Genomic DNA, 26,412 nt, shown 5'->3' on the forward strand with positions numbered 1-26,412 from the left:
GTACTCGGACGAGTACATTTGTCAATGCACCCGCTCTGTGACGCAGTCGTCCGGTTTCGCCGTCCCCGGCCCCGGGTAAGTCTCACGCGATCGAGCATGTCCAAGTCCAGCGATTAGGTGAATCAATGAGCGAGTCCGCTCCCGCGAGTCGGCCGTACCCCCTGGGAGTGACACCGCTCGCCGGTGGTGTCGGTAACGTCGCCGTGTACTCCGAGACCGCCGACTCCGTGTCCGTCGAGGTATTCGACGAGAGCGGGTCCACCACCACACTGTTGAGCGACCGGTTCGGCCACGTCTTCCACGGCATCGTTCCGGGCCTCGTCGTCGGCGCGCGTTACGGCTTGCGGGTCGACGGTCCCTGGGATCCCGCGAACGGTCTGCGACACAACGTCCACAAGCTTCTGCTCGACCCGTACGCCAAAGCTATTGCCGGCCAGGTCGACTGGAACGAGTCCGTCTTCAGTCACCACCACGACGAGCCGCTCGAGCGCAACGACGACGATTCGGCGGACGCCATGCCGCGGTGTGTCGTGGTGGACACGGAATTCGACTGGGAGGGCGATCGTGCACCTCTGATTCCATTGTCGGAGACGATCGTCTACGAAGTGCATGTCAAGGGATTCACCGCGCGCCTCGACGGGGTGCCGGAGAGCATTCGCGGAACCTATGCCGGGATGGCCGAACCGGCCGCCATCGAGCACTTGACACGTCTCGGCGTCACATCGGTCGAATTGCTGCCCATTCACCAGTTCGTACAGGACTCGCACCTGCTCGAAGCGGGCCGCAGGAACTACTGGGGATACAACTCGATCGGCTTCCTTGCACCGCACAACGAGTACAGCTCCAGTAGCGACGACGGCGCGCAGGTTCGTGAGTTCAAGTCCATGGTCAAGGCGCTGCACGCCGCCGGTATCGAGGTCATTCTCGACGTGGTCTACAACCACACGGCAGAGGGTAATCACCTCGGGCCGACGTTGTCGCTCAAGGGAATCGACAACGGGTCGCACTACCGCCTGGTACCCGAGGATCAGAGCAAGTACTACGACACCACCGGCACCGGTAACAGCCTCAATGTCGGTCATCCAGCTGCCCTTGCCCTCATCATGGATTCGCTGCGCTACTGGGTCACCGAATGTCACGTCGACGGTTTCCGATTCGACCTTGCCAGCACCCTGACTCGACAGGACAGCGGCCTCGACGTGCACAGCGCGTTCCTCGACATGGTCCACCAGGACCCGACGCTCGCGCCGGTCAAGCTCATCGCCGAGCCGTGGGACACGCAGGGGTACCAGGTCGGCGGATTCCCGGCACGGTGGTCGGAGTGGAACGGGAAGTACCGCGACGACACGCGTGACTTCTGGCGCGGCGAGGAGGGATCGCTTCCCGCTCTGGCACAACGCATCACGGGTAGCCCGGACGTCTACGAGAACGACGGCCGTCCGGTTCTGGCGAGCGTCAACTTCGTCACCGCACACGACGGATTCACGCTCGCCGATCTGAACGCGTACGACTCCAAACGCAACGAGGAGAACGGCGAGAACAGCCAGGACGGCGAGTCCGACAACCGTTCCTGGGGCTGCGGAGCAGACGGCGAGACCGACGACGTCGGTATCCTGGAAGTCAGGAAGCGTCAGCAGCGCAATCACCTTGCGACGCTTCTGCTCTCGGCGGGTGTGCCCATGATCCTCGGTGGAGACGAGTTGGGTCGCACGCAGGGCGGCAACAACAACGCCTACTGCCAGGACAACGAAATTTCCTGGTACGACTGGGATTCTGCGGATCAGGAACTGATCGACTTCACAGCGGGGATGATCGGTCTGCGTAACGCGCATCCCGCTCTGCGTCCGATCTGGTTCCGTCACGACAGCTCGTCGAGCTCGACCGACACCGTCGACTTCTACCGAGCCGACGGGGAGATCCTGAACGCCGAGGATTGGGACGACACGACGTCGAAGTCGATTCTGGTGCTGCTGCGCGCGGAGAAGGACGACTCCGATTTCGCGTGGATCGTCAACGCGTCGCCCAGCGGGGTCCAGTTCGAACTCCCCGACGGCGAATGGTCGCTCGAAGTGTCGAGCGATCCGGAGCAGGTGCACAACACCGGCGGGCCATCGACGGTGGCACGTGAACATTCCTTCACCTTGCTGAGTTCGCCGAGCAAGTAGAGCGCACCGAAGTCGCGCGGGGGCCTCAGGTCTCCGCGCGACTTCGTATGTTCAGCAACATCTTTCGCACCATGATCCCGTCACCGAACTCCATCGCGAGTCCGATCGCCACCGATACGGCACTTGGATGCAGTCGGAATCGCACACGACTGAGGATCCGTGTGGACCCGTCCCGCTGCGGTTCGAGTTGCCATGTCCACGTGGTGTCGTATCGCGTGCTCCACACCATGGTTCGCGGGGGAAGCAATCGCTCCACGGTGAATCCCGTTCGGCCGGCGGGTGTCAGCGGCACGATGTCTCCGACGTCGAGGTGCTGCAGCCGGGGAACGATGGTTCGTGCACTGGGCCGCCCGAAGTTGTCGATCAGGTCGTAGCTGTACCACCCGGCTCGGCCCGTCCCGACCTGGAGCAACCACGGCCAGATGTCCTCGGGCGTGGCGAGGACGGTGACCGCTCGCGTCGCCCGCAGCGTCGGATGTGGCACGAGGTCGTCGCCCAGCAACGGCCGCGATGCCTCGTGCGCCGTTGCGCCCCAATTCAGTTGCCACGGTCTGATCGCCGCGGCGTAGAAGACGGCAGCCGAGGCCGCGCCGATCACTGTCGCGGTGCGGGCCATACCGCTCACCGTAGTCCGGTGGATCAGAACAGCGGGTGCTCCGAAACCGGGTGATCGGGCGGCGCCGGCCCTTACGACTCGAACGCCGGGACTGCCGTACGCACCGAAGCCAGCCGGGTGGCCATCAGGGCCAGGGCGAGGGACAGAACGCCCACCGCCACCAATGCAGCGAACAGTCCGCCCACCGCCGCCGAGATCGCGAGAACGACCAGCGCCGACGAGAACTGCCCGAGGAACAGGCACGCCGTCCATGCGCCGGTGCCACGTCCGCGCTCCTCGAACTTCAGCGCACCCAGGACCCAGGTCAGCAAGGTGGGAAGCAGGACACCGCAGCCGGCCGATGCGATGACGCCTCCGATCGCGACCACGACCGGTGTTCCCGCCAGGCCGATGACGGTGATGCCGAGACCGGCCGTCCCGAATGCGCTCGGTAGCAACGTCTTCGGTCCGAGCTTGCCGATACGCATGAACGAGATTGCTCCGATGGCCGTGGCCACCGCCACGAGGGCACTGACGGCACCGATCGGGCCCGCCCCCGTCATGCCGACGTCGGACAGGGCGTACGGAATCTCGACGATCGGCACGTAGAAGACCACGCCGCCGAAAGCGGTGACCGCCAGCGGGATCGCCAGCGCGCGCCAGTCGATCGGGCTGAGCGAGCTGACGTCCGACCGGTTCGCCTTCGTCGGGGACCACAAGACGAGAGGCACGAGCAGCGCGAACAGCAGTCCCACTCCGTAAACCCAGAACGGTGTACGCCAACTCGACTGCGCCAGAGCGCCACCGAGGCCGATGAACACCACCGCGGACAGTGAGCTGAACACCACCTGCAGGCCGAGGTAGCGCGCTCGCTGCTTGCCCACGAAGTAATCGGCGATGAGGGTGGTGGAGCACGTCATGATCGCGGCCTCGGCGATGCCGACCCCGACGCGCGAACCCACGATGGACACCAGCGAGTGGAGGTAGAGCGGGGCAGTGCCGAACACTGCGTACACGACCAGCGCGACCGTCAGCAGGCGCATCCTGCCGACGGCGTCGACGATGCGGCCCGCGCCGAGGGCGAGCAGCCCGACCATGAGCGCGGGAGTGGTGATCACGAGGGGGACCAGCCAGTTCGACGACTGGGTGCCGGCGAACTCGGCGAGAATCTGCGGCTGGGCGGGCGCGAGCAGAACGGCGCCGAGAACGGACAGGCAGCTCATCGAGATGAGCAGCAGTCCTTGTACGGGACCGGCTACGCGGTCGGTCGAGGCTGCCGCTCTGGTCGGCGTGATGTCGTTGGTCATCGATACTCCGTCATGGTCCGGTGAGCTGGGTCACGTGCTGTATCGAAGTGTCGAGGCAGTGCGTACATAACGGAAATAACAATCACCGGGGTAGTGCATCAGTCAGGGTGATAAGTGGGTCATCACCGTCGTTGATGACGGGCATCATCGATCGGTCCTTCCCTGATGGCTTTCGTCGCAGCAGAGTGGTGGCAGTCACTCCGCACAGCGAAAGAAGTGGAACCACAGTGGAATCAACATCGATCCCCCTCCCGACCCTGGCACTGGGCACGGTCCGACTCGAGGGCCGCAGCCACGCGGTGGCTCTGCGCGACGGCACGCTCCTCGTACTCGACAGCGTTGCCGACCGACTCGACCTCCCGACGCCGATCAGCGTGCGCGACATCCTGAACGAGTGGGACCGACTCCTTCCCCTGCTTCGTGTCGTGAGCCGGGAGTCGACCGGTACCCGGGTGTCGGTGGACGAGGTCGATGTTCTGGCGCCGGTCGAGCCGATCCAGATCCTCCAGGCGGGGGCCAATTACCGCACCCACGTGATCGACCTCGCGGTCAAGCATGCAGACCTGTCCGACGGTCGCACCGAGGAACAGGTCCGTGCGGAGACCGCCGAGATGATGGACCTGCGTGCCGCCGAGGGCGATCCGTACTTCTTCGTCGGACTCCCGTCTGCCGTCACCGGACCGTACGACACGGTCAGCCTGCCGCCGGGCACCACGAAGAACGATTGGGAGTTGGAGTTGGCAGCCGTGATCGGCCGCCGCGCACACCGGGTGAGCGTCGACGACGCGCTCGATGTCGTAGCCGGCTACACCATCGTGAACGACCTCACGACAAGGGAACTGGTGTTCCGACGAGACATGCCCGAGATCGGCACCGACTGGTTGCGTGCGAAGAACGCTCCCGGGTTCCTTCCGGTGGGCCCGTGGATCGTGCCGAGGGAGGAAGCCGGTGACGTCTCGGAACTGCGACTCACCCTCGAACTCAACGGGACCGTGATGCAGGACGAATCGACCAAGGACATGTTGTTCGGGGTGGCGGAACTGATCTCCGCGGTGTCGCAGACCGTGACACTGCTGCCCGGTGATCTGGTCCTGACGGGAAGCCCGGCCGGTAACGGAATGCACTGGGGCAGGCTGTTGGCCGACGGAGACGTCATGGAGTCGACCATCACCGGACTCGGACACCAGAAGACGCCCGTGATCGGCGCGGACGCATGAGCGGCCCGGTGCATTCGGCACTGGTGATCGGCGGCGGGATTGCCGGCACTGCGGCAGCGATCGGTCTCGCCCGCGGCGGTGTCGAGGTCGATCTGGTGGAGCAGGCGTCCCGTAGTCGATCGGTCGGGTCGGGAATCACACTGCAGGGCAACGCGTTGCGGGTGCTCCGTGAGCTGGGTGTCTGGGACCGGGTGCGGGCAGCGGGATACGAGTTCAACGACCTGGGTTTGCGTGCACCCGACGCACACGGAACCCTCCTGGTGCAGATGGACGACGCTCGAATGGGCGGACCGGATCTTCCCGCCACGCTGGGCATGGAACGGCCCGTTCTCGCAACCATCCTCGGTGACGCCGCCGAGGAAGCGGGTGTGAAGCTCCGCTTCGGAACCACCGTCACCGCTCTGGCGCAGGATGCGTCCGGTGTCGACGTCGATTTCGGCGACGGGGCTTCGAGGCGCTACGACATCGTGATCGGCGCCGACGGGGTCCGCTCGTGGACGCGTCGGACGATCGGTGTCGACGTCGAACCCGCTCCGACAGGAATGGGAATCTGGCGTCTCGTCGGCCCGCGACCGGAGTCGGTGACGAGAACGGATCTGTACTACGGCGGCGCCGGATACATCGCCGGATATTGCCCGACGGGCCCGAACTCGTTGTACGCGTATATCGTCGAGGACGCCCGTGACCGCAGCATGTTGTCGAAGGCGGAGCAGCTGCACGTCATGCTCGATCTGGCGGCGCAGTACCACGGACCGTGGGACGACATCCGCGAGCAGCTGACCGATCCCGACGCGGTCAACTACACCTGGTTCGAAGCCCACGTCATCGACGGGCCCTGGCACCGCGGGCGGGTGGTGCTGATCGGCGACGCCGCGCACTGTTGCCCGCCCACCCTCGCGCAAGGTGGCGCCCAGGCGCTCGAAGACGCCTCGGTGCTCACCGAACTCCTTCTCGCTGCCGACACGATCGACGACAGCGTCCTGACCGCGTTCGCCGACCGGCGCCGCCCGCGTGCCCGCGCAGTGGTCGACGCCTCGGTGCAACTGGGTGCATGGATGCTCGAACATCGCACGGATGCAGACGTTCCCGGTCTCATGGGCCGAATCGCCGCGCTCGTCAGCGAGCCGGCATGAGCGCGCCTGTGGTGGACGTCCACGCGCACGCCATCGTCCCGGAGATCGAGGCCATCGTGTCCGGCTTCCCGGGCCTCGATGCTCTGCGGGCCCTCGAAGCCGTACGCAACGGCGCCGAGTCGCTCGAAGTGTCGGGAAAGATGGTGCGCGAGCGCATACCTCAGCTCACGGGCCTCGATCGCCGCCTGACCGACATGACCGCAGCGGGAATCGACGTGCAGGTGGTGTCGCCGTCTCCGTCGCAGTACCACTACTGGGCCGACCGGGAACTGGCACGCACGATCTACGGTGCCGCCAACCGCGGTGTCGCCGCACTGGTCGCCGAAGAACCCACGCGGCTCCTCGGACTCGGGCTCGTTCCGCTCCAACACCCCGGTGCGATGGTGGACGCCCTGGACGACGCCGTTCTCACGTGCGGTCTCAGCGGAGTCGAGATCTCGTCGTTCGCCCAGACACCGGACGGGACGGTCGAGTTGTCCAACCCGGCACTCGACCCCTTCTGGTCGCGAGCGGCATCTCTGGGCGCTGTGATCTTTCTGCACCCCTTCGGATGCTCGCTGGACGCTCGTCTCGACCGGTTCTACCTGTCCAACACCGTCGGCCAACCGGCGGAGAATGCGGTAGCGCTCTCGCACATCATCTTCTCGGGAGTACTGGACCGCCATCCGGAGCTGAAACTCGTTGCTGCACACGGCGGTGGGTACCTCCCCACGAACATCGGTCGCTCCGACCACGCGTGGAGGGTGAGGCCGGAAGCACGGCGCTGCGCCGACCTGCCGAGCAGCTACCTCGGCAGGTTGACGTTCGACTCGCTCGTGCACGGCCCCGATCAGCTCCGAAACCTCGTCGACGCTGTCGGCCCGGACTCGGTGGTGCTCGGCTCCGACTACCCGTTCGACATGGGCACCGACGACCCGGTGGCAGCCGTACGGTCCGCCGGACTGCCCACCGCCACCGTCGACGCCGTCCTCGGCAGCAACGCCGCCGCACTCGGATTGCGCACCACCACAGTAGGAGTTACATCGTGAATACCACGTCCCCGTTCTCACTGACCCACCTCCGCCACGTCGACCTTGCCGTGCCCGACTACCGGAAGCAGCTCGAGTTCTACACCGGGCACTGGGGGCTGAGCGTCGTCGCCACCGACGGCGACGTCACCTATCTGGCCGCGGAAGGATCGCCCGAGCAATACGTCGTCCGCATCCGCAAGGATTCTGACAAGCGCCTCGACCTCGTGTCGTACGGTGCGGCCGACGCAGCGACCGTCGATTCGGTCGCGCATCGACTGGCCGCGGACGGCGTCGCTCTGGTCGCCGATCCCGACGTGCTCCAGACTCCCGGTGGTGGTTACGGATTCAGATTCTTCGACAACGACGGCCGGACCATCGAGATCTCGTCGGATGTCGCAGTGCGCCGGCACCGCAAGATCGAGGAGGGCGAGTCGATTCCGGTCAAACTGTCGCACGTAGTGCTGAACACACCGAACCCCGAGGAGACGGTCGCGTTCTACAACAAGCACTTCGGGTTCAAACTGTCCGACACGTTGATGCATCCACGCATGGGGCACATGATGTGGTTTCTGCGCACCAACGCCCAGCACCACAGCATGGCCATCGCCCGCGGTCCACACGTCGCCCTGCATCACGCGTCGTTCGAGCTCCGCGGGATCGACGAGTACATGCGTGGCACCGGAAAGATGTTGCGCGCCGGGGTCGAGAAGATCTGGGGTCCCGGTCGACACATGGCCGGTAACAACACCTTCTCGTACTTCCTCGATCCCAACGGGAACACGATGGAATACACCACCGAACTGGAAACCCTCGACGAGGACACCTGGCACCCACACCTGCTGGATTTCTCGGCGCCCGAGGTGTCGGATCAGTGGGGCACCGCCAACGCGATGAACGAGTTCGTGGCCAAGCAGTCCTTCAACGATCCCGACAAGGGTCTGTTCGTGGCGCCGCCGGTATGAAATTCGCAACGTTCTCCGGCGGACGCGCCGACCGGGTGGGCGTGGTCGTCGACGACGTAGTCCACCCAATAGACGCGGCGACGTCCATGCTCGACCTCGTACGCGCCGGGTTGCACGACGCTCTGACGCTGGGCTCGCAGGCGATGAAGACATCGGGAATACCGCTGTCGGACATCACTCTTCGCGCACCGCTGCAACCGCCGACGATGCGTGACTTCGTGGCTTTCGAAGAACACGTCGAAGGTGTGCGGCGCAGCATCGACGGATCGACCGGGGTGCCCGACGCGTGGTACGAGGCGCCTCGGTTCTACTTCACAAACCCGTACGCCGTGGTCGGACCGAACGACACCGTGATTGCGCCGCGAGATACGCAGGCCCTGGACTTCGAGCTCGAAGTGGCTGCAGTCGTGGGCAAGTCGGGATCGAGTGTGTCGGTCGAGGATGCCCGCGACCACATCTTCGGCTACACGATCCTCAACGACTGGTCGGCTCGAGACATCCAGCGGCGCGAGATGCAGGTCAGTCTCGGACCGGCGAAGGGCAAGGACTTCGCGAACACCCTCGGGCCGTGGATCGTGACCGCCGACGAATTCGCCGAGTACCGAGGTGACGACGGGTTCTACGACGTCGAGTGCGAGGTGACGGTCAACGGCGAGCGCATCGGTCATGATTCGCTTGTTCACATGGGTTGGACGTTCGAATCTCTCGTCGCCTACGCCTCTCGTGACAGCTGGGTCCATCCCGGCGACGTCCTCGGCTCCGGAACCGTCGGAAACGGGGGATGTCTCGCCGAGTTGTGGGGACGGCGTGGGGAGCAGTCTCCGCCGCCCCTGCAGACGGGAGATGTCGTCACACTGACCGTTCAGGGAATCGGATCGGTGACCAATACCGTCGGCGCGTCCCGTGAGACACCGCCGGTGCCGCCCGCTCGCCGCCGTGAACACGCAGCAACTGGAGGGCTTTCATGACCGTCGACCACAACACACCGACGCTCGACCGTACCGATCCCGAAGGTGCCATCGCGGCGGCTGCGGAACGGAATCGAAATTGGAACCGTTGGGGCGCCGACGATGTCCGCGGGACGATGAACTATCTCACGCAGGCCCACCGGGCGGCTGCGGCCGCTCTCGTGCGGCGGGGCGCGTCCTTCTCGCTGTCGCAGAGCTTCGACATGGACGGTCCTCAGAAGGGCTGGCGGCGCCGCACCAACCCGGTCCACACGATGCTCGACACCGGAACCGACGCAGTGGCCGGTGTGCAGGGCTTCCCGCACGGGATCGGGGGAGCGGACGATGTGGTGTCGATGCCGCTGCAGTGCTCGACGCAGTGGGACGGGTTGGGCCACATCTTCGATCACGGTGTGGCCTGGAACGGGCGCCCGGCAAACGAGGTGGTCACCTCCCTCGGCGACGGTGTCACCGGAATCGAGACGGTCGCCAACGGAATCGCCGGGCGCGGGGTTCTTCTCGATGTGGGGCGCCGCTTCGGCACGGACGGCGAACTGCCGGACGGGTTCGCGATCACGACTCGCCATCTGGAGTCGACGATGCATGCACAGGACGTCGCAGTCGGTACGGGTGATCTGGTTCTGGTGCGTACCGGCCAACTCACCCGTGCCCGACGCGACGGGTGGGGCGACTACGCGGGAGGCGCGGCGCCGGGGCTGTCGTTCACGACGGCAGATTGGTTGCACGACAGCGAAATCGCGGCAATTGCCACCGATACGTGGGGTTTCGAGGTGCGTCCCAACGAGTTCGACGTGGCGTTTCAGCCGCTCCATCAAGTGGCGATCCCCAACATCGGACTCTTCCTCGGTGAGATGTGGGATCTGGATGCGCTGGCGCAGGACTGCGCCGCCGACGGTGTGTACGAGTTCTTCCTCACGGCTGCACCGATTCCCGTGACCGGAGCGGTGGGGGCACCGGTCAACCCGATTGCGGTCAAGTGAGATCGTCCGTCGCCATCCGTGCGGCCCGAACGACGAGGTCACGCAGGTAGACGTGTTCGGGATCGCGGTCGTAGACCGGATGCCACCACATCGCTTCGACCATCGGTGCCAGCGGAACCGGTGACGGCAACGTGCGAATGCCGGCGTTCAAGGGCAGCAGGCGCACGAGGCGCTGTTGCAGTAGTGCGATGCGGTCGCTGCCCACGATCAACGACGGCACCGTCAGGAAGCTTTCGGTGACCACCTGCACTCGCGGCTCGATGCCCATCATGCGCAACTGGCGGGCGGCCGGCGTCGAGGCGGTCTGGCCGTGATACACGAGAACCCAGGGGAGCGTGCGTAATTGGTCGTCCGTCAACGCGTCCGCGACGCCGTCGTTGTCCGAGGACACCACGATGACCCATTCGTCCTGGTACAGGTCGGCGTGCGGGAGATCGGTGATGAAGCCGTGCGGCATGAGCAGTACGTCGGACCCGAGGAGGGTTCGATCCGCGTGCCCCACGACGTCGGGGCTGGTGGGCCCGAACCGGAGTCGAGCATGTGGCGCTTCCTCGGCGAGCAACCCGGCGACCGTGTCACCCAGCACCGATATTCCGTAGTCGCTGACCAGCATGGTGAATTCGCGCGTCGACTCGCTGGGGTCGAATTCCGGTTGGCTCGAGAAGACCCGCTCCACCCCGTCGAGCGCCAATCGCGCCCGCCCGCGCAGCTCCGCGGCCAGCGGCGTGAGCCGGTATTCGTTGCCCACCCGATAGAGCAATTCGTCGCCGAAGTGCCGCCGCAAGCGAGCCAGCGCCGCCGAGAGTGCGGGCTGACTCAGGCCCAATTGTCGTGCTGCCTTGGTGACACTTCGGTTCTGCAGCAACGCATCCAGAGACACCAGCAAGTTGAGGTCGAGGTTGGAGACGTTCACCAGCTCACGCATACGACCACTGTCTCAGATACGCACCCTGGCCACGAACGCTTCGAGGTTGTCGCACAACTTGTCGATGCGCCCCTGTGGATCGAAGTCCTCGCGGTACTGCCGACCGAGTGCGGGCGTCTTCTTGCGGCGGGTGTAGAGGGAGCAATCGAGGTCGGCGCACATGTAGATGCCGACCGTGTTGCCCTTGCGCCCCGACTCACCAGACTTGCGGGCACTCATCAACGCCACGCCGCCGCTGGCGTGCGTGGTGAGGCAGATCGAACACATCTGCGCCTTGCGGGTGCCGCCGGTTTCGTATTTCAGTGCTACACCGACCAGTTCGTCGTCGCGCGGGAACACGATGTAGCAGCGACCGGGAAACGACGGGTCGCTCCACCCCAGGAAGTCCAGATCGTCCCACGGCCGATCGTCGAGATTCTTCGGGGTGGGTAGGCGCTTGACCTCGCCCTTGGAACAATTGACGAACGACGCCCGGATGTCGGATTCGGTGAGGGGTTTCATGTCGGTCCTTCCTGTGGCCAGTTGCGCAGCAGAGCGTCCAGTGCATCGAGAATGCGCACCCACGATTGCTGCGAGTCCGGCGTGCTGTGGGCAAAACCGCCGCTGGATTCCAGTGAGACGTATCCGTTGAACACGCTGCCCAGCAATCGGATTGCGTGAGTTCGGTCTCGATCGTCGAGGTGGTACCCCCGGAGTACCGCCTGCATCAGGTCGGTGTGTCTGCGGCCTGCGGCGAGTGCCCCGGAGTCGGGGTCGAGAGTCGCTCTGGTGGCGGCCCACCGGCCCGGGTGGGCCAGCGCGTACTCGCGATACGCATCGGCGAAGGCCGTCAGTGCGTCCTTGCCGGATCGGCCCGCGATCGCCTCGGCTGCGCGGTCGGCCAGTTCGGTCAGTGCAAGCAGCGCGATCCGACCCTCCAGGTCTCGGCTGCTCTTGACGTAGGAGTACAGGCTGGCCACAGCGACGTCGAAGTGTCTCGCGACGGCCGAGACCGTCACTCGATCGAACCCGTCGCGGTCGGCCAGTTCGGCGCCGGCGAGGGCTACTCGTTCCAGGGTCAGTCCAGCGCGTGCCATAAAGCTATCGTAATTTGCCTAAAGGTATTAGGCAAGCCGGTCGACGAGCAACTTCTCTACGACGTCCAGCGGTTCCGTCGTGCGTCCGGCCCGCGACACCAGTGCAGCTCCCTCGATGGCGGAGACGACGAGCAACGCTTCGTCCCAGGCTGCGACGCGGTCGTACCCGAACCTGCGGTAGACGAGCGCGACCGCCTTGCGCCATCGAGTGAAGCGCTCGTCGGCTTCGGCGCGCAACGGATCGACGGCCGAGGCATCCACGACGAACGCCGCGAGCAGACAACCTGAGGTGAAATCGCTGCGCAGCAACACCTCTCGCCAGGAATCGACGATCATCGCAACGGCCTCGGGAAGAGTGGCGGCGTCGGTTGCGGCTGCTCGGGTACCGGCGGCGAAGTCGTTCAGTGCGAGATCGACTGCTTCGAGGAGAACTTGCGTCTTGCCGCCGGGAAAGTAGCGCTGCAACGACCCACGGGGCCCGTCGGCGTCGGCGGCGATCTGACGCAACCCCACGCCGGTGACACCGCGTTGTCGAATCATGCGGGCAGCGCTACGAACCATGCGTGCCCGCGCTGGTTCGCGGTCGTCCTCGGCTGTCACCGCATCAGGTTACGTCGCGCAACGCGTCCAGTACCCGCGTCTTGGTCACCAGTTCCGCGTACTCGTCCATGGCACGAGAACTCCAGGTGATTCCGCCACCGGTGCCGTAGGTGGCGGTTCCGAGCGTCCGGTCCACGACCACGGTACGAATGGCGACCGAGAATCGCGCACGGAACTCCCCGCCGGCCGGCGCGAGCATTCCGATTGCGCCGCAGTATATTCCGCGCGGACCGTCTTCGAGATCAGCGATGATCTCCATGGTGCGCCGCTTCGGCGCCCCGGTGATCGACCCGCACGGAAAGAGGGCTCGAAAAATGTCCGACAACGGTGTGGACACGTCCACGTCGGCGCTGACGGCGGACGTCAGTTGGTGGACGGTCTCGTAGGTTTCGATGCGGCACAACGACGTCACGCGAACACTGCCCACCCGAGCGATCCGGGCGAGATCGTTACGCACCAGATCGACGATCATGACGTTCTCGGCTCGATCCTTGACGCTCACCGACAGGCGCGTGCGTGCAGCGTCGTCCTCGACGGGAGTGCGACCGCGAGCGGCTGTCCCCTTCATCGGACGCATCGACAGCCGAGACCCGTTCTGCTCGAAGAACAACTCGGGGCTGACGCTGGCCACCACGTGCCGACCGAGGTCGAGACAGGCGCTGTAGCGGCAGCGCTGACCCAGTGCCAGATCGCGGTAAAGGTCGGCGACGTCTCCGACGACGCTCGCGGTCACGGTGGTCGTCAGATTGCACTGGTAGGTGTCGCCGGCTGCGATGCGCTCACGTATCGCGTCGACCGCCAGCGCGTGTCGACTTTCGGTCCATGTGGGAACCCAAGGCCCGCTCGAGTAACCCGGCACGACCGGTTTCGTCACCACCGGGACGGTGGTGGGGCCGGGGGATATCCCGAACCACACCAACGGCAGGGCCGGATCGGCAGGCGCGGTGGTCGATCCGGGATCCAGTCCGATCGCCGCCTCGTAGGCGACGAACCCGAACGCCCAGAAGCCCTCGTCGGACAGTCGCTGCGCCTCGTCGAGTACGGCGGTGACGTCGTCGGCGCGCCAGGCAACGAGTTCGCGCACGACGTCGTCGAACGCCAGCGCGGTGCCCGCGACGAGGTCGTCGAATCGCGCGCGAGCGCGGATTCGCTGCACGGTGCCTCCTCCCGGACCGTCGACGGTGTGCGCCGAAACTACCGCATCGTCGGACGTGGTTCTGCTATCGTCGGCTCACTGTCGATGACAGTCGTCATCGAATTGCTCCCGCCGAAGGAACGAACGTGAAAGCGTTGCAGCTCAACACCTATGGTCCGCCGGGTACCGATACCGTCGAACTGGTCGACATCGACGAGCCTCGGCCGGGCGCCGGGCAGGTTGCGGTGGCGGTCGACTTCGCGCCGATCAATCCGTCCGACTTCCTGTTGATCATGGGCCGGTACGGGGTCCGGCCGACCTTGCCGACGGTGCTGGGCGCGGAAGGCGTCGGGCACATCGTCGCGGTCGGAGACGGGGTCGACGAGGCTCGTGTCGGTGAGCAGGTTCTCGTGGTTCCCACACTGAAGGACCCGACCTGGTGCGAGACGACCGTCGTCGACGCGGGCCGCGCGATCGCCGTCGAGGGTGACCCCGCCCAGCTGGCGATGTTGGGCATCAACCCGATGACCGCGTGGGCCATGCTGCACGGTGTCGTCGACATCGAACCAGGCTCGTGGGTTCTTCAGACCGGCGCCACGTCGGCGACGGCGGGGTACGTTCGTGCGCTGGCCGCGCGCGCTGGGTTTCGATTGATCGAGGTCGTACGGCGACCGGAATCGGTTGCTGCGCTTCGAGAAGCAGGTGCCGAGTACGTCGTGGCCGAAGGCCCCGACGCCGTGGGAGAGGTACGCGCCATCCTGGGGCAGGACACGGTCGATCTGCTTGTCGACGCGGTCGGAGGTGACGGCACCGTCGCGCTGGGGCGTGTGATGTCGCCGGGGGGACACATCGTCACCTACTCGTCGCGCACCGGGGGCCCGGTCGCCATCGGATTGCCCGACCTCGTGTTCAAAGGTGTGACGATGCACGGATTCTGGCTGCTCAACTGGGTGCAGGGCGTGCACTCGGACCGGGTGGCGGAGCACTATCGCGAGTTGGCGGGGCTCGTCGCCGACGGCACACTGCATGCTGCGATCGAGGCCACCTACTCGCTCGAGGACTTCGGGCGTGCGTTCGAGCACGCGGGTCGACGCGGCCGCACCGGCAAGGTCCTGTTCTCGCCGGGGAACTGAAACCCTCGCAAACTAGTTGTATCGGGCATGCCCGCTGTGTTCGGCTTCGGTCCGGTCCTCGCCCTGGTCAGCCTGTTCCTCTACTGGCGGCTCGCGCGGGCGACCTCCGCTCCGCGCCCCGTCCGCCGGACCGTCGGGGTGGTGCTGCTCGTCATGTGGGTCCTCGCGGTGGTCGGGCTGGGCAGTGGGGTCGTGTTCGATCCGACGTGGGCGCGCGCCCCGGGTTTCGTCGGACTCACCTGGCTGGCGGCGTTGTTGTACCTCTCGCTCGGGGTGCTCCTACTCGGCTTCGTTGCGCTCGTGGTGCGTGTCGTCGGAGCGGCCGGCCGCCGGGATGTCTCGTCGACGCGCAGAACGTTCCTGCGGATCGGCTCGGCGGTCGTGGTAGCGGCGACAGCAGTGACGGTCGGATACGGACTGGTCGAAGCAGCGACACCGCGGGTCACGCGCACCGATGTCGCTCTCGACCGGCTGCCGGCCGAGTTCGACGGAGTCCGCGTCGCGCTGGTGTCCGACATCCACGCGGGACCGGCGCGGGGAGCGGGCTTCGTCCAGTCCGTCGTCGACGAGGTGAACGCACAGAAGCCGGACATGATCGTGCTGGACGGTGACCTCATCGACGGAACCGTCGAACTCGTCGGTGACGTTCTGGACCCGATTCGCCAACTGTCCGCGCCGTTGGGCGTTTTCGCGGTCAGCGGGAACCACGAGTTCTACGCGGATGACGGCGGAAAGTGGCTGGACCTGTGGTCGGGTCTGGGTGTGGACGTTCTGCGCAACGACCACACCATCGTGACCCGCAGCGGCGCCGACATCGCGGTTGCGGGAGTCAACGATTTCACCGCTCCGGCCCCTTACGAGCCCGACATGGGCGCGGCACTCGACGGCGTCGATCCCGACCAGTTCGTCTTCATGCTCGCCCATCAACCGCGTCAGGCACTCGAAGCGTCCGATCGGGGCGTCGATGTCCAGGTGTCCGGACATACGCATGCGGGACAGCTCTGGCCGATCCGCTACCTCGTACCACTGCAACAACCGACGGTCGAGGGCCTGGACACCGTCGGGTCGACCACCGTCTACACCACCCGCGGGGCCGGAGCCTGGGGGCCACCGGTGAGAGTGGCTGCACCGCCCGAGATCTCGATGCTCACACTCCTGGCGAATCAGTCCGGGTAGGGCACGTCGGCTTCCCAGCGAGCCCGTCGCTCGTCGTCGGTCTGCTCCCACCACGGTGTGCCACGCTCACCGAGAGCCGTCTTCGCTGCCTGAACCCCGGCACGCGACTCGTGCGCCCCGTCGGTTCGGCGGACGTCCCGCCGCCACGCCATCAAGATCTTCCGAAGTTCGGCGTTGCGCTCCTCCGGGATGTTCGGATCGGTCGCCCGCCACTTGCGGCCGTCGACCACGATGTAACGACCGTCGTCGGTGTGCTCGGTCACGGCCGCAGAAGAATCTTCACGGCGTTGTCCTGCTTCTTCTGAAAGATGTCGTAGGCGTGCGGGGCATCGTCGAGCGGCAACACGTGTGTCGCGAAGCTGTCGACACCCAACGGGTCCGCGTCGGTCAGCAGCGGCAAGATGTCGTCGACCCACTTCTTGACGTTGGCTTGACCCATTCGCAGCTGAATCTGCTTGTCGAACATGGTGAGCATGGGAAGCGGGTCGGCCATGCCGCCGTAGACGCCGATGAGCGAGATGGTTCCGCCGCGCCGCACGATGTCGATGGCGGAATAGAAGGCGTCCAGTCGATCGATCCCGGCCTTGCTCATCATCTTCTTGCCGATGAAATCGGGGAGCAACCCCGTGACCTGTTGAGCGGCGGTGGCAATCGGTGATCCGTGTGCTTCCATGCCGACCGCGTCGATCACCGAATCGGTGCCGCGTCCGCCCGTCATGTCGCGAATCACGTCGCCGATCTCATCGGCATGCCGGCTCAGGTCGACCGTTTCGATCCCGCGTGCCTCCGCGCGCGCCAGCCGCTCGGGAACGCGATCGACCGCGATGACGCGGTACCCGAGGTGGGCGGCGATGCGAGCCGCCATGTCGCCGATCGGCCCGAGGCCCAACACGGTGACCGAGCCCCCATCGGGGACGTCGGCGTACTGAACGGACTGCCATGCGGTCGGGAGGACATCGGACAAGTAGACGTATCGCGAATCATCGTGCTCGTGCGGCACTTTGATGTGCGTGAACTGTGCCTGCGGAACACGCAGCAGCTCTGCCTGACCGCCGGGCACCGCGCCGTACAGTTCGGAAAATCCGAACAGGGCCGCCCCCATTCCCTGCTCGCGCACCTGCGTGGTCTCGCACTGCGTGAAGAGCGAGCGATCGCACATGTAGCAACTGCCACAGGACATCTGGAACGGAACGACGATCCGGTCGCCGACGGACAGGTTCGTGACCTCGGACCCGAGTTCACGGACGATGCCCATCGGTTCGTGGCCGAGGATGTCTCCCGCGGTCATGAACGAACCCAGGACCTCGTACAGGTGCAGGTCGGAACCGCAGATACCGGTCGAGGTGATTTCGATGATCGCGTCGGTGGGCTGTTGGATTTCGGGGTCGGGCACCGTCTCCACCCGTACGTCTCGCTTGCCCTGCCAGGTCACTGCTTTCATGATGGTCAACTTTCGAATCGGACGAGAACGGTTTCCTTCGACCGCCTGTCGTCGGCGACCACCTGTCCTCCGTGGCCTCGGGGTACCCGGTGGTGTCGATGCCACACATAAGAGATGGTTCAAATCGGTTGTGGCAAAAAGTTTTCACGGCCGGGGTTGCAGGTTCGGTGCGGGTTTCCTCACCGTGGGGCGGGGGTACACGCTGGACGTGAACCTCCACAAAGTGCGCAGCCCTGTGGTCTCGAGCGAACCGTCGTCCGCGGCGGCAGTTGCAGAACTCGATCCGTCGATCATCGGCCCCGATGTGTATGCACCGCAGGACGATTCCTGGCTCCTGTGCCAGGCCGTCGCCGACGCGGGTGTTGCGGTGGACGCGAGAGTTCTCGACATGTGCACCGGAAGTGGTGCGGTGGGGCTGGAAGCGGCTCGCCTCGGCGCGCGTTCGGTGACCGCCTACGACATCTCTCCCGCCGCCGTCGAGTGCGCGGCACGGCAGGCGCGGTCGGAGAACCTCGATGTGGACGTGCGGCTCGGATCCTTCGACGACGCGGCGGAGCTGTCCGCGTTCGATGTGGTGCTGTGCAATCCTCCGTATGTGCCGGCCGAGGCCGTGCCCGTGGAGATCGGTCTGGAGCGGGCGTGGAACGCCGGTCCGGACGGTCGCATCGTGTTGGATCGGCTGTGCGAGTCGGCTGCCGATCTGGTGCAGAAAGGTGGTGTGCTGATGTTGGTGCAGTCCGAGTTCGCCGATCCGGACAAAAGCCTGCAGATGCTGTCGGACAACGGCTTTCGGGTACGTGAGGTGGTTCGGTCGACCATCGCATTCGGTCCGGTCATGGACGCACAGGCGCGGTGGCTGGAACGAACCGGCAGGCTCGAGATCGGCCGCCGTACAGAGGAATTGGTGGTCATTCGTGCCGACAGATGACGGACCCGACAAGGCCCGCACGGTGCGAATCGTTCCAGGAGGGCCGATTCTGATCGACGGGCCGGTCGACATCGTGACCGACGACGGTTCGCACGTGCAATCCGATCGATTCGTGGTTGCCGTCTGCACGTGTCGGCGCAGCAAGACCTACCCGCTGTGCGACACGAGCCACCGCACGCGCAGCCGTTAGATCAAGCTCGACCGACCGGCGTTCCACGCCGCCATCAGGTCCGCAGCGAGGACCTCCTCGACGAAGTCCAACGCCCTCATCCCGAACACGATGTCCTGCTCGAGGTGCGGTTCCTGCTTCAGCAGCTCGCCGACGACGTCGTGCCGAAGAATCTGCTCGTGCACCGCGTCCGCCTCGACGTGCTCGGCGTAGAAGCCGATGCACTCCTGCGGCGCACCGAGCCGCTCCAGCCCCTTGACCAGCCGCTTCGAGCCTGGAGACGACGTGATCTCGGTGGCGGCGAAATGACCGACGGTGGCGCCGCGGAGCGAACGATGCAGTCCGAACAGGGACATGAGATTGACCCACGCCAGCGTGGACGCCGGCACGCGATCGACATAGCCGACGTAGCTGGTGTCCAGATCCGCAGCTTTCATGAGGTCGGCCCACAGCTGCTGGTGGAGCCGTGCACCGCGGCCGGCGCCGTACTCGTCGAACTCCACGGCGACGTAGGAGGCTTTGGCCTGGCCGCGCAAACGCGGGATCGCCCAGGCGTGCGGGTCGGCCTCCTTGAGGTGATACACAGACCGATGCGCGAAGTACTCCCGCATCTGATCCCACGAGCCCGACTCCTTCAGGAACCACGACGGCCCGGTCCCCGACACGGCTTCGGTCGACAGCATGTCCATCTCCGCGGTGGCGTCGTCACCGGGCTCGACGTTGTCGCGAACGTACGCAAGGAAGATCGACTCCAGCTCGGCGCGCAGACGGAGCAACTCGGGATCCCACTCCCAGCCGTCGTCGACCCCGGTAAATCCCCGATAGTGCAGCTCGTAGGACACGGCCAGCGCCACGTGCAGGTCACGCGAGAGCGGAGCCACGTCGACACCCGTCGGGAGGCTGCCGGACCCGACACCGGTGAGTCGGTCGACCACGGCCTGCGAGATGGGTCCGCACGGCCTGGGGATCGTCGGTGCACTGACAGGAAGGAACGTGGTCATGCCCGGAGGGTACCCACGAGGACGACGCCCAACCGATCCTGAGAACAGGCTTAGAGCCCCGGGTCGGCCGGGTACGGCTGATTGTGACCGATAACAAGGCTGCGCCCCCCGTGGACGCCGATCCAGACGACTCCAGGAAGCCCGAGTCTCCGACCGAACTGACCAAGCCATCGTGGAAGTACGTCCTCCGCAAGACGGCGCGCGAATTCAGTCGCGATCAATGCACCGATATCGCGGCGTCACTCACGTATTACGCTGTGCTGTCGATCTTTCCGGCTCTGTTGGCCATCGTGTCACTGCTGGGCGTGTTCGGTCAGGGGCAGTCCACCGTCGACGGAGTTCTGCAGATCGTCGACGACATCGGACCGTCATCGGCCGCGGACTCCCTACGCGGACCGATCGAGAGCCTGGTCCAGGCACCGGCGGCCGGACTCGCCCTCGTGACCGGTCTCGCCGGCGCGCTGTGGTCCGCATCCGGCTACGTCGGGGCGTTCGGCCGAGCCATGAACCGGATGTACGAGGTCGAGGAGGGAAGACCGGTCTGGAAGTTGCGGCCTGTCATGCTGCTGGTGACCGTCGTGGCGCTGGCACTGCTCGGACTCGCCGCCGTCATGCTGGTGGTCAGCGGCCCCGTCGCCACTGCGATCGGCGACTCCGTCGGACTCGGGGACACCGCTCTGCTGGTGTGGAACATCGTCAAGTGGCCCCTCGTTCTGCTCTTCGTCGTTCTCGCCGTGGCGATTCTGTACTGGGCCACCCCGAACGTTCAGCAGCCGAAGTTCCGGTGGATCAGTGCCGGCGCGGGGGTCGGGGTCGTCGTCTGGATCCTGGCATCGGTGTTGTTCGGCTTCTACGTCGCCAACTTCGGCAGCTACAACAAGACTTACGGTTCACTGGCCGGCGCAATCGTCTTCCTGCTGTGGCTGTGGATCACCAACCTGGCCCTGCTGTTCGGTGCCGAACTGGACTCCGAACTGGAGCGGGGTCGTCAGTTGCAGGCCGGCATGGTCGCCGAGGAGACGTTGCAGTTGCCGCCGCGGGACAGCCGGGTCTCGGACAAGAACGCGCAGAAGGATGCAGACGCTGTCGAACAGGGTCGACGCCTTCGGGAGGCGCACAATGAATCGGACGAAAATCATTCCAGCCCAACAACATAGTCCGACGCAACAGGCGCCTCCCTCGTGGAACGAGGGAGGCGCCCGAGTGTCGCTGTGTGACTACGGGGTACGACGGGTGAGCGTGGTTGCGAGTCCCGAGAGGATCTGCGACGGACGCTGCTGCTCGCCCTGCTGAGCGCCGAGAACGACGATCACACCGGTCAGCACCGGCAGAACTGCCTGCAAGTACTTGAGCTGTTTCTGCGCTGCCGCTACGTCTTTGGGGGTCGAGGCGGAGGGTTCGGTGGCACCCTCGACGTGCTCGCCGTCGCCCTGCGCGGTCTTGGCGCCGAGCACTCCGCTGTACGCGGTGGCAGCGAGAGCGGCGCCGGTCACGACGAGCTTGGTGACCGTGTTGGCACGCACGCCGGCCTGGTGGGCCGCACGATCGCGGTTCGCGGCGAGGATGCCCGCACCACCGATGACGTGCGCTCCGATGGCGACGGCGTTGGCCGGTGCCCACTTCGCCCATCCGGTGGCTGCGACACGTGCGCGATCCTTGGGGTCGCGTACCGAATCGGCTGCACCGTTCAGGCCGATTGCGCCCATGAGGGTGCCTCCGAACCACGCGGCTGCGCCGAGATCGTGAAGTGAGCGAATGACTGTGTTGCGTGATGACATCGAAGAGTCCTTCCAGGACATGGGTATACGCCGCGATTCGGCCCAGTGCTGTGACAACGAGTTCGGTAAAACGTTGCTGCACAATGATTGTGATGCAGTTCGACGAGCAACTGTCTGCGCCCGTCGTGCCGGAGACGTCCCCGGCTCGCACGTGTCGTCTACCCGCGCAGTCGCGCTGCCAACCCACTTTCGTCGAGTCCGTGAGTTCTCGTCGCAGGCGGGGTGTGGCAACGAATCATTCGGCAGCCAACACGACAGAGGAGAAACCATGGCGACGGACGAATTCGACAAGGGCGACAAGGTCGAATGGAACACCCACGGCAACAAGACCGAAGGCACGGTGGAGGAGAAGATCACGTCCGAGACCGAGGCGGCCGGTCGAACGGTCAAGGCGTCCGAAGACGACCCGCAGTACCGGGTGGTCAGCGACAAGTCCGGCAAGGACGCAGTGCACAAGCCGGACGCGCTGAAGCCGAAGTCGTAGATCGAGCGCGGGCTCGGGGGTCAGGCGTCGCGCGAGGACAAACCGTGCGTCGCCGGCCCCTCGAGCACCGTTCCGTCGGCGGCGAAGCGTGAGCCGTGGAGCGGGCAGTCCCACGACTTCTCCGCGTCGTTGAAGCGCAGGATGCCGCCGAGGTGCGGGCAGACTGCGGACACGTCGTGGGTCACCCCGTCGACGGTGCAGGTGGCGCGGGGGAGGATCCCACCCCCCACCCGACCGGTGCCTTCCGCCGGGCGGCGCGTCGATCCCAGCTTGCTCAGAGCGCTCACCCAGCCCGTGGCCATGTTCTTCACGACGGCCCCGTTCATACGGATCGCCGATGTGGCACCGCGCAATACGCGCGGGTTCCACAGGGCGAAGCAATTCGACCACGGCATTTTCTCCCCGCGCGATGCCGCGTCCAGGTGCAGGGCGGCGGCCACCGCAGCCGTCATGCCCCACTTGTCGTAGCCCGTTGCCACGGTGATGAAACCGTCACCGGGGACGAGGGGACCGGCGTAGGGCAGGACGTCGATGGACTCGTAGTCCTGAGCCGACCACGAATGCGTGACCCGCGCACCCGGGAAATGGGTACCGGTCCAGTCGACGAGGTCATCCACCTGAGCCTGCTCCGAACTCTCGCGGCCCACGGTGTGGCCGTTACCACCGATCAACAAGCGCTCGCCGTCCGATGTAGGCGCGTAGCGGATCGAGCGTGACAGCGAGTCCGCCGAGAGATACATCCCGCGCGGGATCGGGCCGTCGATCTCGAAGGCCACCGCGTACGACCGGAGCGGCTCGAGACGAGAGAAGAACAGTCCGCGGTCGAGAATCGGTGTGCCCGTAGCCAATACGATTCGGGTACCGACAATCGAACCGCCCGGAACGGTCAACCTGATTCCATCACGAGTGTGCCGGGCCGACATCACACGCGCATGCTCGCTGATGTGACCTCCCGAGGTCCGAATGTCGTCGGCCAAGGCGAGCAACGCGTCGAGCGGATCGAACTGGGCCTGTTCGGCCAGCCCGACGGCTCCCATGACGTCGAAGGGAAGCTCGGACTCGGTCGTGTGGAAGACGGGGAGGCCCGCGGTGTCCGCGACGGCGAGTTCTCGGCGTACCGAAGTCAACCCGGTATCGGTCGTCGCGTAGGTGTACGCCGTCTCGGTCTGTACGGCGACGCCCTTGGAGCGGCAGTAATCGACGAGCCACGACTGCCCGGCGCGGTTGGCGTCCACATACGACCGCACGGCGCTCCGAGGATGCTTCGAGGCAATGGAGGACAGCTTCGTGCCCTGCAGCAAACTGATTTTCGCAGTGGTGTTTCCCGTCGTGACGGCGCCGATCTCGCGCGCCTCGATCACTGCGACGGATTTCCCCGACTGCGCGGCGAGGTGAGCGGTGACCAATCCGGTCAAGCCCGCACCGACCACGACGACGTCGTACACGTTCCCGAAGGCCACGTCGTCGTACGCGGATCGGACCGGGCGGTCGAGCCACAGAGATGTCATACCGGGCGGGTGCCCGTTGGCCGTGCCGCCCAATCCGCATTCGTGTTTCCATTCCGGCTCGCGGGGTATTGCTCCCTGCAGGGCCCGATTCGAGAAATGTGACCGGCACCCTCGAAATCCACTGTGGCGGCGGGTCTGTCGCCAATATCGTCCAATTCGCACGCGAGGTCCGAATACATGGCCATCTCACACATGTCGCGCAACAACGAATCCGTTTTCCGACGCGGACAGAAATCGAAACCCGTCGTGTTGATCACCGGGGCATCGAGCGGTATCGGGCGGGCAACGGCACATCTCTACGCCAGAAAGGGATTCAATCTCGTTCTGTGCGCGCGAGGAATCGACAAATTGATCGTTGTGGCCACGGAATGCACGGATCTGGGAGCCGCGAACGTCGCGGTGATGCCCGTCGACGTCGCGAACGCCGGCGACGTGTCGAAGGTCGTCGACGATGTCGTGGAGCGTTTCGGGGGGTTGGACATCTGCGTGCACTCCGCTGCAGTCATGTCGTACGGGACCTTCCTCGACACGCCGGTCGAGGTGTTCGACCAGACCGTCACCGTCGACTTGCTCGGCGCCGCGAACGTCGCTCGCTCGGCGTTGCTCGTGTTCCGGGCCCAGGAATCGGGCAACCTCGTCATCATCGGATCGCTGCTCGGACGTATCGCGGCACCGTGGATGAGCACGTATGTCACCTCGAAGTGGGGACTGCGTGGGCTGACGCGAGTGCTGCAGCAGGAAGTGCGGCAGTACCCCGGCGTGAACGTCAGCTCGGTTGCACCGGGGTCGGTCAAAACCGCTATCTACGACGACGCCGCCACGGTGATCGGTCGCGCCGGGTCTCCGCCACCGCCGACCGCGCCGCCGGAGGTCATCGCGAACGCTGTCGACAAGGTGGTGCGCAATCCGCAGCGAGAGCGTGACGCCGATGCGGTGTTCGGGTTGCTGAACAAGGTCACCTCGGCCGGTTTCGCACTGGTCCCCGAAATTTTCGACCTGCTCATCGGGCCGTTGCTGTGGCGATTCGGCACTTCGCGGGAGAACAAAGACGATACGGAGGGCAATATATTCCGCCCTACACCGTTGACCAATGAAGTCGCGCAGTAGTTCTCAGATGCCTGGCCCCCGTGCCGGGCGGTAGAGAATCCGGTGGGCGGAACCGACGCCTGCTCTGTAGATCCGGCCGAACGTGCCGTTGCGGCTCAGCGCCGCGCGGGCGGCGTTCGCGCCGGGTGCACCATGGAGCGCTCCGCCCGGATGGGCGGACGCGCCGGCCAGATACAGACGGTCGACGGGCATGTCGGCGCGACCGAGGCCGGGTACGGGTCTGAAGAACAGTTCCTGGTGGATGCTCGTCACGCCTTGGCTGATTGCTCCACCGACCAGACTGGGATCGAGACCTTCGAGATCGCTCGGGCCCTGGATCGTGCGGGCTCGGATGTTTCCGGTGAAGCCGGGCGCGTGACGCTCGATCGCCGACTGGACCACATCACCGAAGCGTTCGAGTTCGTCTCTGCCCCAGTTCTTTCCATTCGGAACGTGCGTGTACGCCCAGAGTGCCTCGGTGCCGGCCGGCGAGCGCGTGGGGTCGGATGTGGTCATCTGACCCATCAGCAGGAACGGGTCGGTCGGGACCGATCCGTTGCGCATCTGCGTGGTGCTCACGGCGAGGCCGTCCGTGTCCGCACCGAGGTGCACGGTGCCGGCCCCAGCGGCGTCGGGGTTCGTCCAGGGGAGTGGCGCGTCCAGGGCCCAGTCGACCTTGATCGTTCCGTCGTCCCATTCGAAGTTGCGAAGATCGGCCACGAGCCGTGACGGCAGGTGCTCTTCACCGACCAACCGGGACAACAGGATCGGGGCCGGTACGTCGGCCAGTACTGCTTTCCTCGCCAGTACGGTCTCTCCCGTGCGATCGCGAACGCCGACCGCCATGCCGGATTCGACGATCACGTCGGTGACCTCGCGCCCGCACGCCACTCGCCCACCTCGAGCCTCGAGGCGACGGATCATCGCGGTCACGATTCCGTCGGCGCCACCCTCGGAGACCGGATAACCGACCGTCTGCCCAAGCATGGTCAGCAGCCAGCCGAACACAGCACTCGCGGCATCGTCGGGACCGAGTCCACTGTGAATTGCGTTGCCGGTGATCAACGTTCGAGCGCCTTCGCCCGCAAACACCTCGTTCCCGAACCGGCGGGCGGGCTGAACGAATCTGCGTACCAACCGGATCGCGTCGGCGCCGCCGAGCGATCGCAGCAGGTGGGCAGCGCCGCGGATCGGTGGGAACGGCCGGAGCAGTGCGGCCAGCAGGTCGTCCCCGACCCGGTCCCACAGTGCTATCTGGTCGTGCCACGCGTCGACGTCGGACGAAGCGAAAGTGCCGAGCGACGCGGCGGTCCTGTCCGCATCCCGCGACAGCAGCGCAACTCTGTCGTCGGCGAACACATGTGCCAGTACGTCGGGTGCATGAATCATGTTGAGACCGTGGTCCTCTAGACGCAAACCGGCCATGACCGGCGACGCCGCGAAGAGCGGATAGAACGCGCTGCAGACATCCGCACGAAAACCGGGGGCTGCGATCTCGGCGGTCCGGACCGCGCCGCCCGGCGTCGCAGCCGCCTCCAGAACCAGAACGTCCCAGCCTTCGTCCGCCAACAGGTTGGCTGCGACGAGCCCGTTCGGACCCGCCCCGATGACCACGGCATCGACGGTGGTCACCAT

27 protein-coding genes are annotated in these 26,412 nt (G+C 65.7%); 14 read left to right on the forward strand and 13 right to left on the reverse strand.

Going from position 1 to position 26,412, the window contains the following annotated elements:
* Window positions 1–125: 125 nt before the first annotated feature.
* Window positions 126–2,165 carry a glycogen debranching protein GlgX gene (gene glgX / locus IEW02_RS22040; protein ID WP_188547069.1) on the forward strand — a complete coding sequence of 680 codons (2,040 nt, stop codon included), beginning with the start codon at window positions 126–128 and terminating at the stop codon, window positions 2,163–2,165.
* Window positions 2,166–2,190: 25 nt separating this feature from the next.
* On the opposite strand, the gene IEW02_RS22045 is transcribed toward glgX, so the two are convergent.
* The gene (locus IEW02_RS22045; RefSeq protein ID WP_188547070.1) at window positions 2,191–2,781 is read right to left on the reverse strand and encodes a hypothetical protein; all 591 of its coding nucleotides are present in this window, start codon (window positions 2,779–2,781) and stop codon (window positions 2,191–2,193) included.
* A 71-nt stretch (window positions 2,782–2,852) separates the two neighbouring features.
* Window positions 2,853–4,067, reverse strand: coding sequence for an MFS transporter (locus tag IEW02_RS22050; protein ID WP_188547071.1), 1,215 nt, complete (start codon window positions 4,065–4,067; stop codon window positions 2,853–2,855).
* Between the two features lie 227 nt (window positions 4,068–4,294).
* On the opposite strand from IEW02_RS22050, the gene IEW02_RS22055 reads away from it, so the two are divergent.
* The 6 genes from IEW02_RS22055 to IEW02_RS22080 are packed head-to-tail and all read left to right on the forward strand — an operon-like array spanning window position 4,295 to window position 10,337.
* Entirely contained in the window at window positions 4,295–5,284 is a 990-nt protein-coding gene (locus tag IEW02_RS22055; RefSeq protein WP_229746230.1) for a fumarylacetoacetate hydrolase family protein, read from the forward strand.
* Complete coding sequence (locus tag IEW02_RS22060; protein WP_188547073.1) at window positions 5,281–6,417, forward strand: FAD-dependent monooxygenase; 1,137 nt, start codon at window positions 5,281–5,283, stop codon at window positions 6,415–6,417. The genes IEW02_RS22055 and IEW02_RS22060 overlap by 4 nt, the downstream gene beginning before the upstream one ends.
* Window positions 6,414–7,445 (forward strand): amidohydrolase family protein, encoded by a 1,032-nt coding sequence (locus IEW02_RS22065; RefSeq protein WP_188547074.1) that lies wholly within the window; start codon window positions 6,414–6,416, stop codon window positions 7,443–7,445. Before IEW02_RS22060 ends, IEW02_RS22065 begins: the two co-directional genes overlap by 4 nt.
* Window positions 7,442–8,389: a VOC family protein gene (locus tag IEW02_RS22070; protein ID WP_188547075.1), complete on the forward strand. Its 948-nt coding sequence runs from the start codon at window positions 7,442–7,444 to the stop codon at window positions 8,387–8,389. The genes IEW02_RS22065 and IEW02_RS22070 overlap by 4 nt, the downstream gene beginning before the upstream one ends.
* Window positions 8,386–9,357 (forward strand): fumarylacetoacetate hydrolase family protein, encoded by a 972-nt coding sequence (locus tag IEW02_RS22075; protein ID WP_188547076.1) that lies wholly within the window; start codon window positions 8,386–8,388, stop codon window positions 9,355–9,357. The genes IEW02_RS22070 and IEW02_RS22075 overlap by 4 nt, the downstream gene beginning before the upstream one ends.
* On the forward strand, window positions 9,354–10,337 hold the full coding sequence (locus IEW02_RS22080) for a cyclase family protein (protein ID WP_188547077.1): 984 nt from the start codon (window positions 9,354–9,356) through the stop codon (window positions 10,335–10,337). The genes IEW02_RS22075 and IEW02_RS22080 overlap by 4 nt, the downstream gene beginning before the upstream one ends.
* Here the strand turns inward: IEW02_RS22080 and IEW02_RS22085 are convergent.
* Genes IEW02_RS22085 through pabB form a run of 5 tightly spaced genes read right to left on the reverse strand, consistent with a single transcriptional unit; the run spans window position 10,330 to window position 14,094 of the window.
* The gene (locus IEW02_RS22085) at window positions 10,330–11,262 is read right to left on the reverse strand and encodes a LysR family transcriptional regulator (protein ID WP_229746231.1); all 933 of its coding nucleotides are present in this window, start codon (window positions 11,260–11,262) and stop codon (window positions 10,330–10,332) included. The genes IEW02_RS22080 and IEW02_RS22085 overlap by 8 nt on opposite strands.
* A gap of 12 nt (window positions 11,263–11,274) precedes the next feature.
* Complete coding sequence (locus IEW02_RS22090; RefSeq protein WP_188547078.1) at window positions 11,275–11,763, reverse strand: FBP domain-containing protein; 489 nt, start codon at window positions 11,761–11,763, stop codon at window positions 11,275–11,277.
* On the reverse strand, window positions 11,760–12,338 hold the full coding sequence (locus tag IEW02_RS22095; protein WP_188547079.1) for a TetR/AcrR family transcriptional regulator: 579 nt from the start codon (window positions 12,336–12,338) through the stop codon (window positions 11,760–11,762). Before IEW02_RS22095 ends, IEW02_RS22090 begins: the two co-directional genes overlap by 4 nt.
* Before the next feature lie 27 nt (window positions 12,339–12,365).
* Window positions 12,366–12,938: a TetR/AcrR family transcriptional regulator gene (locus tag IEW02_RS22100; RefSeq protein ID WP_188547080.1), complete on the reverse strand. Its 573-nt coding sequence runs from the start codon at window positions 12,936–12,938 to the stop codon at window positions 12,366–12,368.
* A gap of 4 nt (window positions 12,939–12,942) precedes the next feature.
* On the reverse strand, window positions 12,943–14,094 hold the full coding sequence (pabB, locus tag IEW02_RS22105; RefSeq protein ID WP_229746232.1) for an aminodeoxychorismate synthase component I: 1,152 nt from the start codon (window positions 14,092–14,094) through the stop codon (window positions 12,943–12,945).
* A 125-nt stretch (window positions 14,095–14,219) separates the two neighbouring features.
* On the opposite strand from pabB, the gene IEW02_RS22110 reads away from it, so the two are divergent.
* Entirely contained in the window at window positions 14,220–15,206 is a 987-nt protein-coding gene (locus tag IEW02_RS22110; protein ID WP_188547081.1) for a zinc-dependent alcohol dehydrogenase family protein, read from the forward strand.
* 27 nt (window positions 15,207–15,233) lie between these two features.
* On the forward strand, window positions 15,234–16,382 hold the full coding sequence (locus IEW02_RS22115; RefSeq protein WP_188547082.1) for a metallophosphoesterase: 1,149 nt from the start codon (window positions 15,234–15,236) through the stop codon (window positions 16,380–16,382).
* Here the strand turns inward: IEW02_RS22115 and IEW02_RS22120 are convergent.
* The gene (locus IEW02_RS22120; protein ID WP_188547083.1) at window positions 16,370–16,645 is read right to left on the reverse strand and encodes a hypothetical protein; all 276 of its coding nucleotides are present in this window, start codon (window positions 16,643–16,645) and stop codon (window positions 16,370–16,372) included. The genes IEW02_RS22115 and IEW02_RS22120 overlap by 13 nt on opposite strands.
* Window positions 16,642–17,823 (reverse strand): zinc-dependent alcohol dehydrogenase, encoded by a 1,182-nt coding sequence (locus IEW02_RS22125; protein ID WP_188547084.1) that lies wholly within the window; start codon window positions 17,821–17,823, stop codon window positions 16,642–16,644. The genes IEW02_RS22120 and IEW02_RS22125 overlap by 4 nt, the downstream gene beginning before the upstream one ends.
* Window positions 17,824–18,031: 208 nt before the next feature.
* Between IEW02_RS22125 and IEW02_RS22130 the strand changes: the two genes are divergently transcribed.
* Together IEW02_RS22130 and IEW02_RS22135 are read left to right on the forward strand one after the other, a co-directional pair.
* A complete protein-coding gene (locus tag IEW02_RS22130) occupies window positions 18,032–18,751 on the forward strand; it encodes a HemK2/MTQ2 family protein methyltransferase (RefSeq protein ID WP_371829989.1) in 720 nt (239 codons plus the stop codon).
* Window positions 18,738–18,941, forward strand: a complete 204-nt coding sequence (locus IEW02_RS22135; RefSeq protein WP_188547085.1) for a CDGSH iron-sulfur domain-containing protein — start codon at window positions 18,738–18,740, stop codon at window positions 18,939–18,941. Before IEW02_RS22130 ends, IEW02_RS22135 begins: the two co-directional genes overlap by 14 nt.
* On the opposite strand, the gene IEW02_RS22140 is transcribed toward IEW02_RS22135, so the two are convergent.
* Window positions 18,938–19,921, reverse strand: coding sequence for an iron-containing redox enzyme family protein (locus IEW02_RS22140; protein ID WP_188547086.1), 984 nt, complete (start codon window positions 19,919–19,921; stop codon window positions 18,938–18,940). The two genes, IEW02_RS22135 and IEW02_RS22140, sit on opposite strands and share 4 nt — an antisense overlap.
* Window positions 19,922–19,998: 77 nt before the next feature.
* Here IEW02_RS22140 and IEW02_RS22145 point away from each other — a divergent pair, with 77 nt between their 5' ends.
* Complete coding sequence (locus IEW02_RS22145) at window positions 19,999–21,078, forward strand: YihY/virulence factor BrkB family protein (protein WP_188547618.1); 1,080 nt, start codon at window positions 19,999–20,001, stop codon at window positions 21,076–21,078.
* Window positions 21,079–21,138: 60 nt separating this feature from the next.
* Here IEW02_RS22145 and IEW02_RS22150 read toward each other — a convergent pair whose 3' ends face one another.
* Window positions 21,139–21,699 (reverse strand): hypothetical protein, encoded by a 561-nt coding sequence (locus IEW02_RS22150; RefSeq protein ID WP_188547087.1) that lies wholly within the window; start codon window positions 21,697–21,699, stop codon window positions 21,139–21,141.
* A gap of 268 nt (window positions 21,700–21,967) precedes the next feature.
* On the opposite strand from IEW02_RS22150, the gene IEW02_RS22155 reads away from it, so the two are divergent.
* A complete protein-coding gene (locus IEW02_RS22155) occupies window positions 21,968–22,183 on the forward strand; it encodes a hypervirulence associated TUDOR domain-containing protein (protein ID WP_188547088.1) in 216 nt (71 codons plus the stop codon).
* Between the two features lie 20 nt (window positions 22,184–22,203).
* Here the strand turns inward: IEW02_RS22155 and IEW02_RS22160 are convergent, their stop codons facing one another.
* Window positions 22,204–23,691, reverse strand: coding sequence for an FAD-dependent oxidoreductase (locus IEW02_RS22160; protein WP_188547089.1), 1,488 nt, complete (start codon window positions 23,689–23,691; stop codon window positions 22,204–22,206).
* Between the two features lie 177 nt (window positions 23,692–23,868).
* On the opposite strand from IEW02_RS22160, the gene IEW02_RS22165 reads away from it, so the two are divergent.
* Window positions 23,869–24,798 carry an SDR family NAD(P)-dependent oxidoreductase gene (locus tag IEW02_RS22165; RefSeq protein WP_229746234.1) on the forward strand — a complete coding sequence of 310 codons (930 nt, stop codon included), beginning with the start codon at window positions 23,869–23,871 and terminating at the stop codon, window positions 24,796–24,798.
* A gap of 3 nt (window positions 24,799–24,801) precedes the next feature.
* On the opposite strand, the gene IEW02_RS22170 is transcribed toward IEW02_RS22165, so the two are convergent.
* Window positions 24,802–26,412: a phytoene desaturase family protein gene (locus tag IEW02_RS22170; protein ID WP_188547090.1), complete on the reverse strand. Its 1,611-nt coding sequence runs from the start codon at window positions 26,410–26,412 to the stop codon at window positions 24,802–24,804.

This window comes from Rhodococcoides trifolii (assembly GCF_014635345.1).
In the GTDB taxonomy this organism is placed as follows: domain Bacteria; phylum Actinomycetota; class Actinomycetes; order Mycobacteriales; family Mycobacteriaceae; genus Rhodococcoides; species Rhodococcoides trifolii.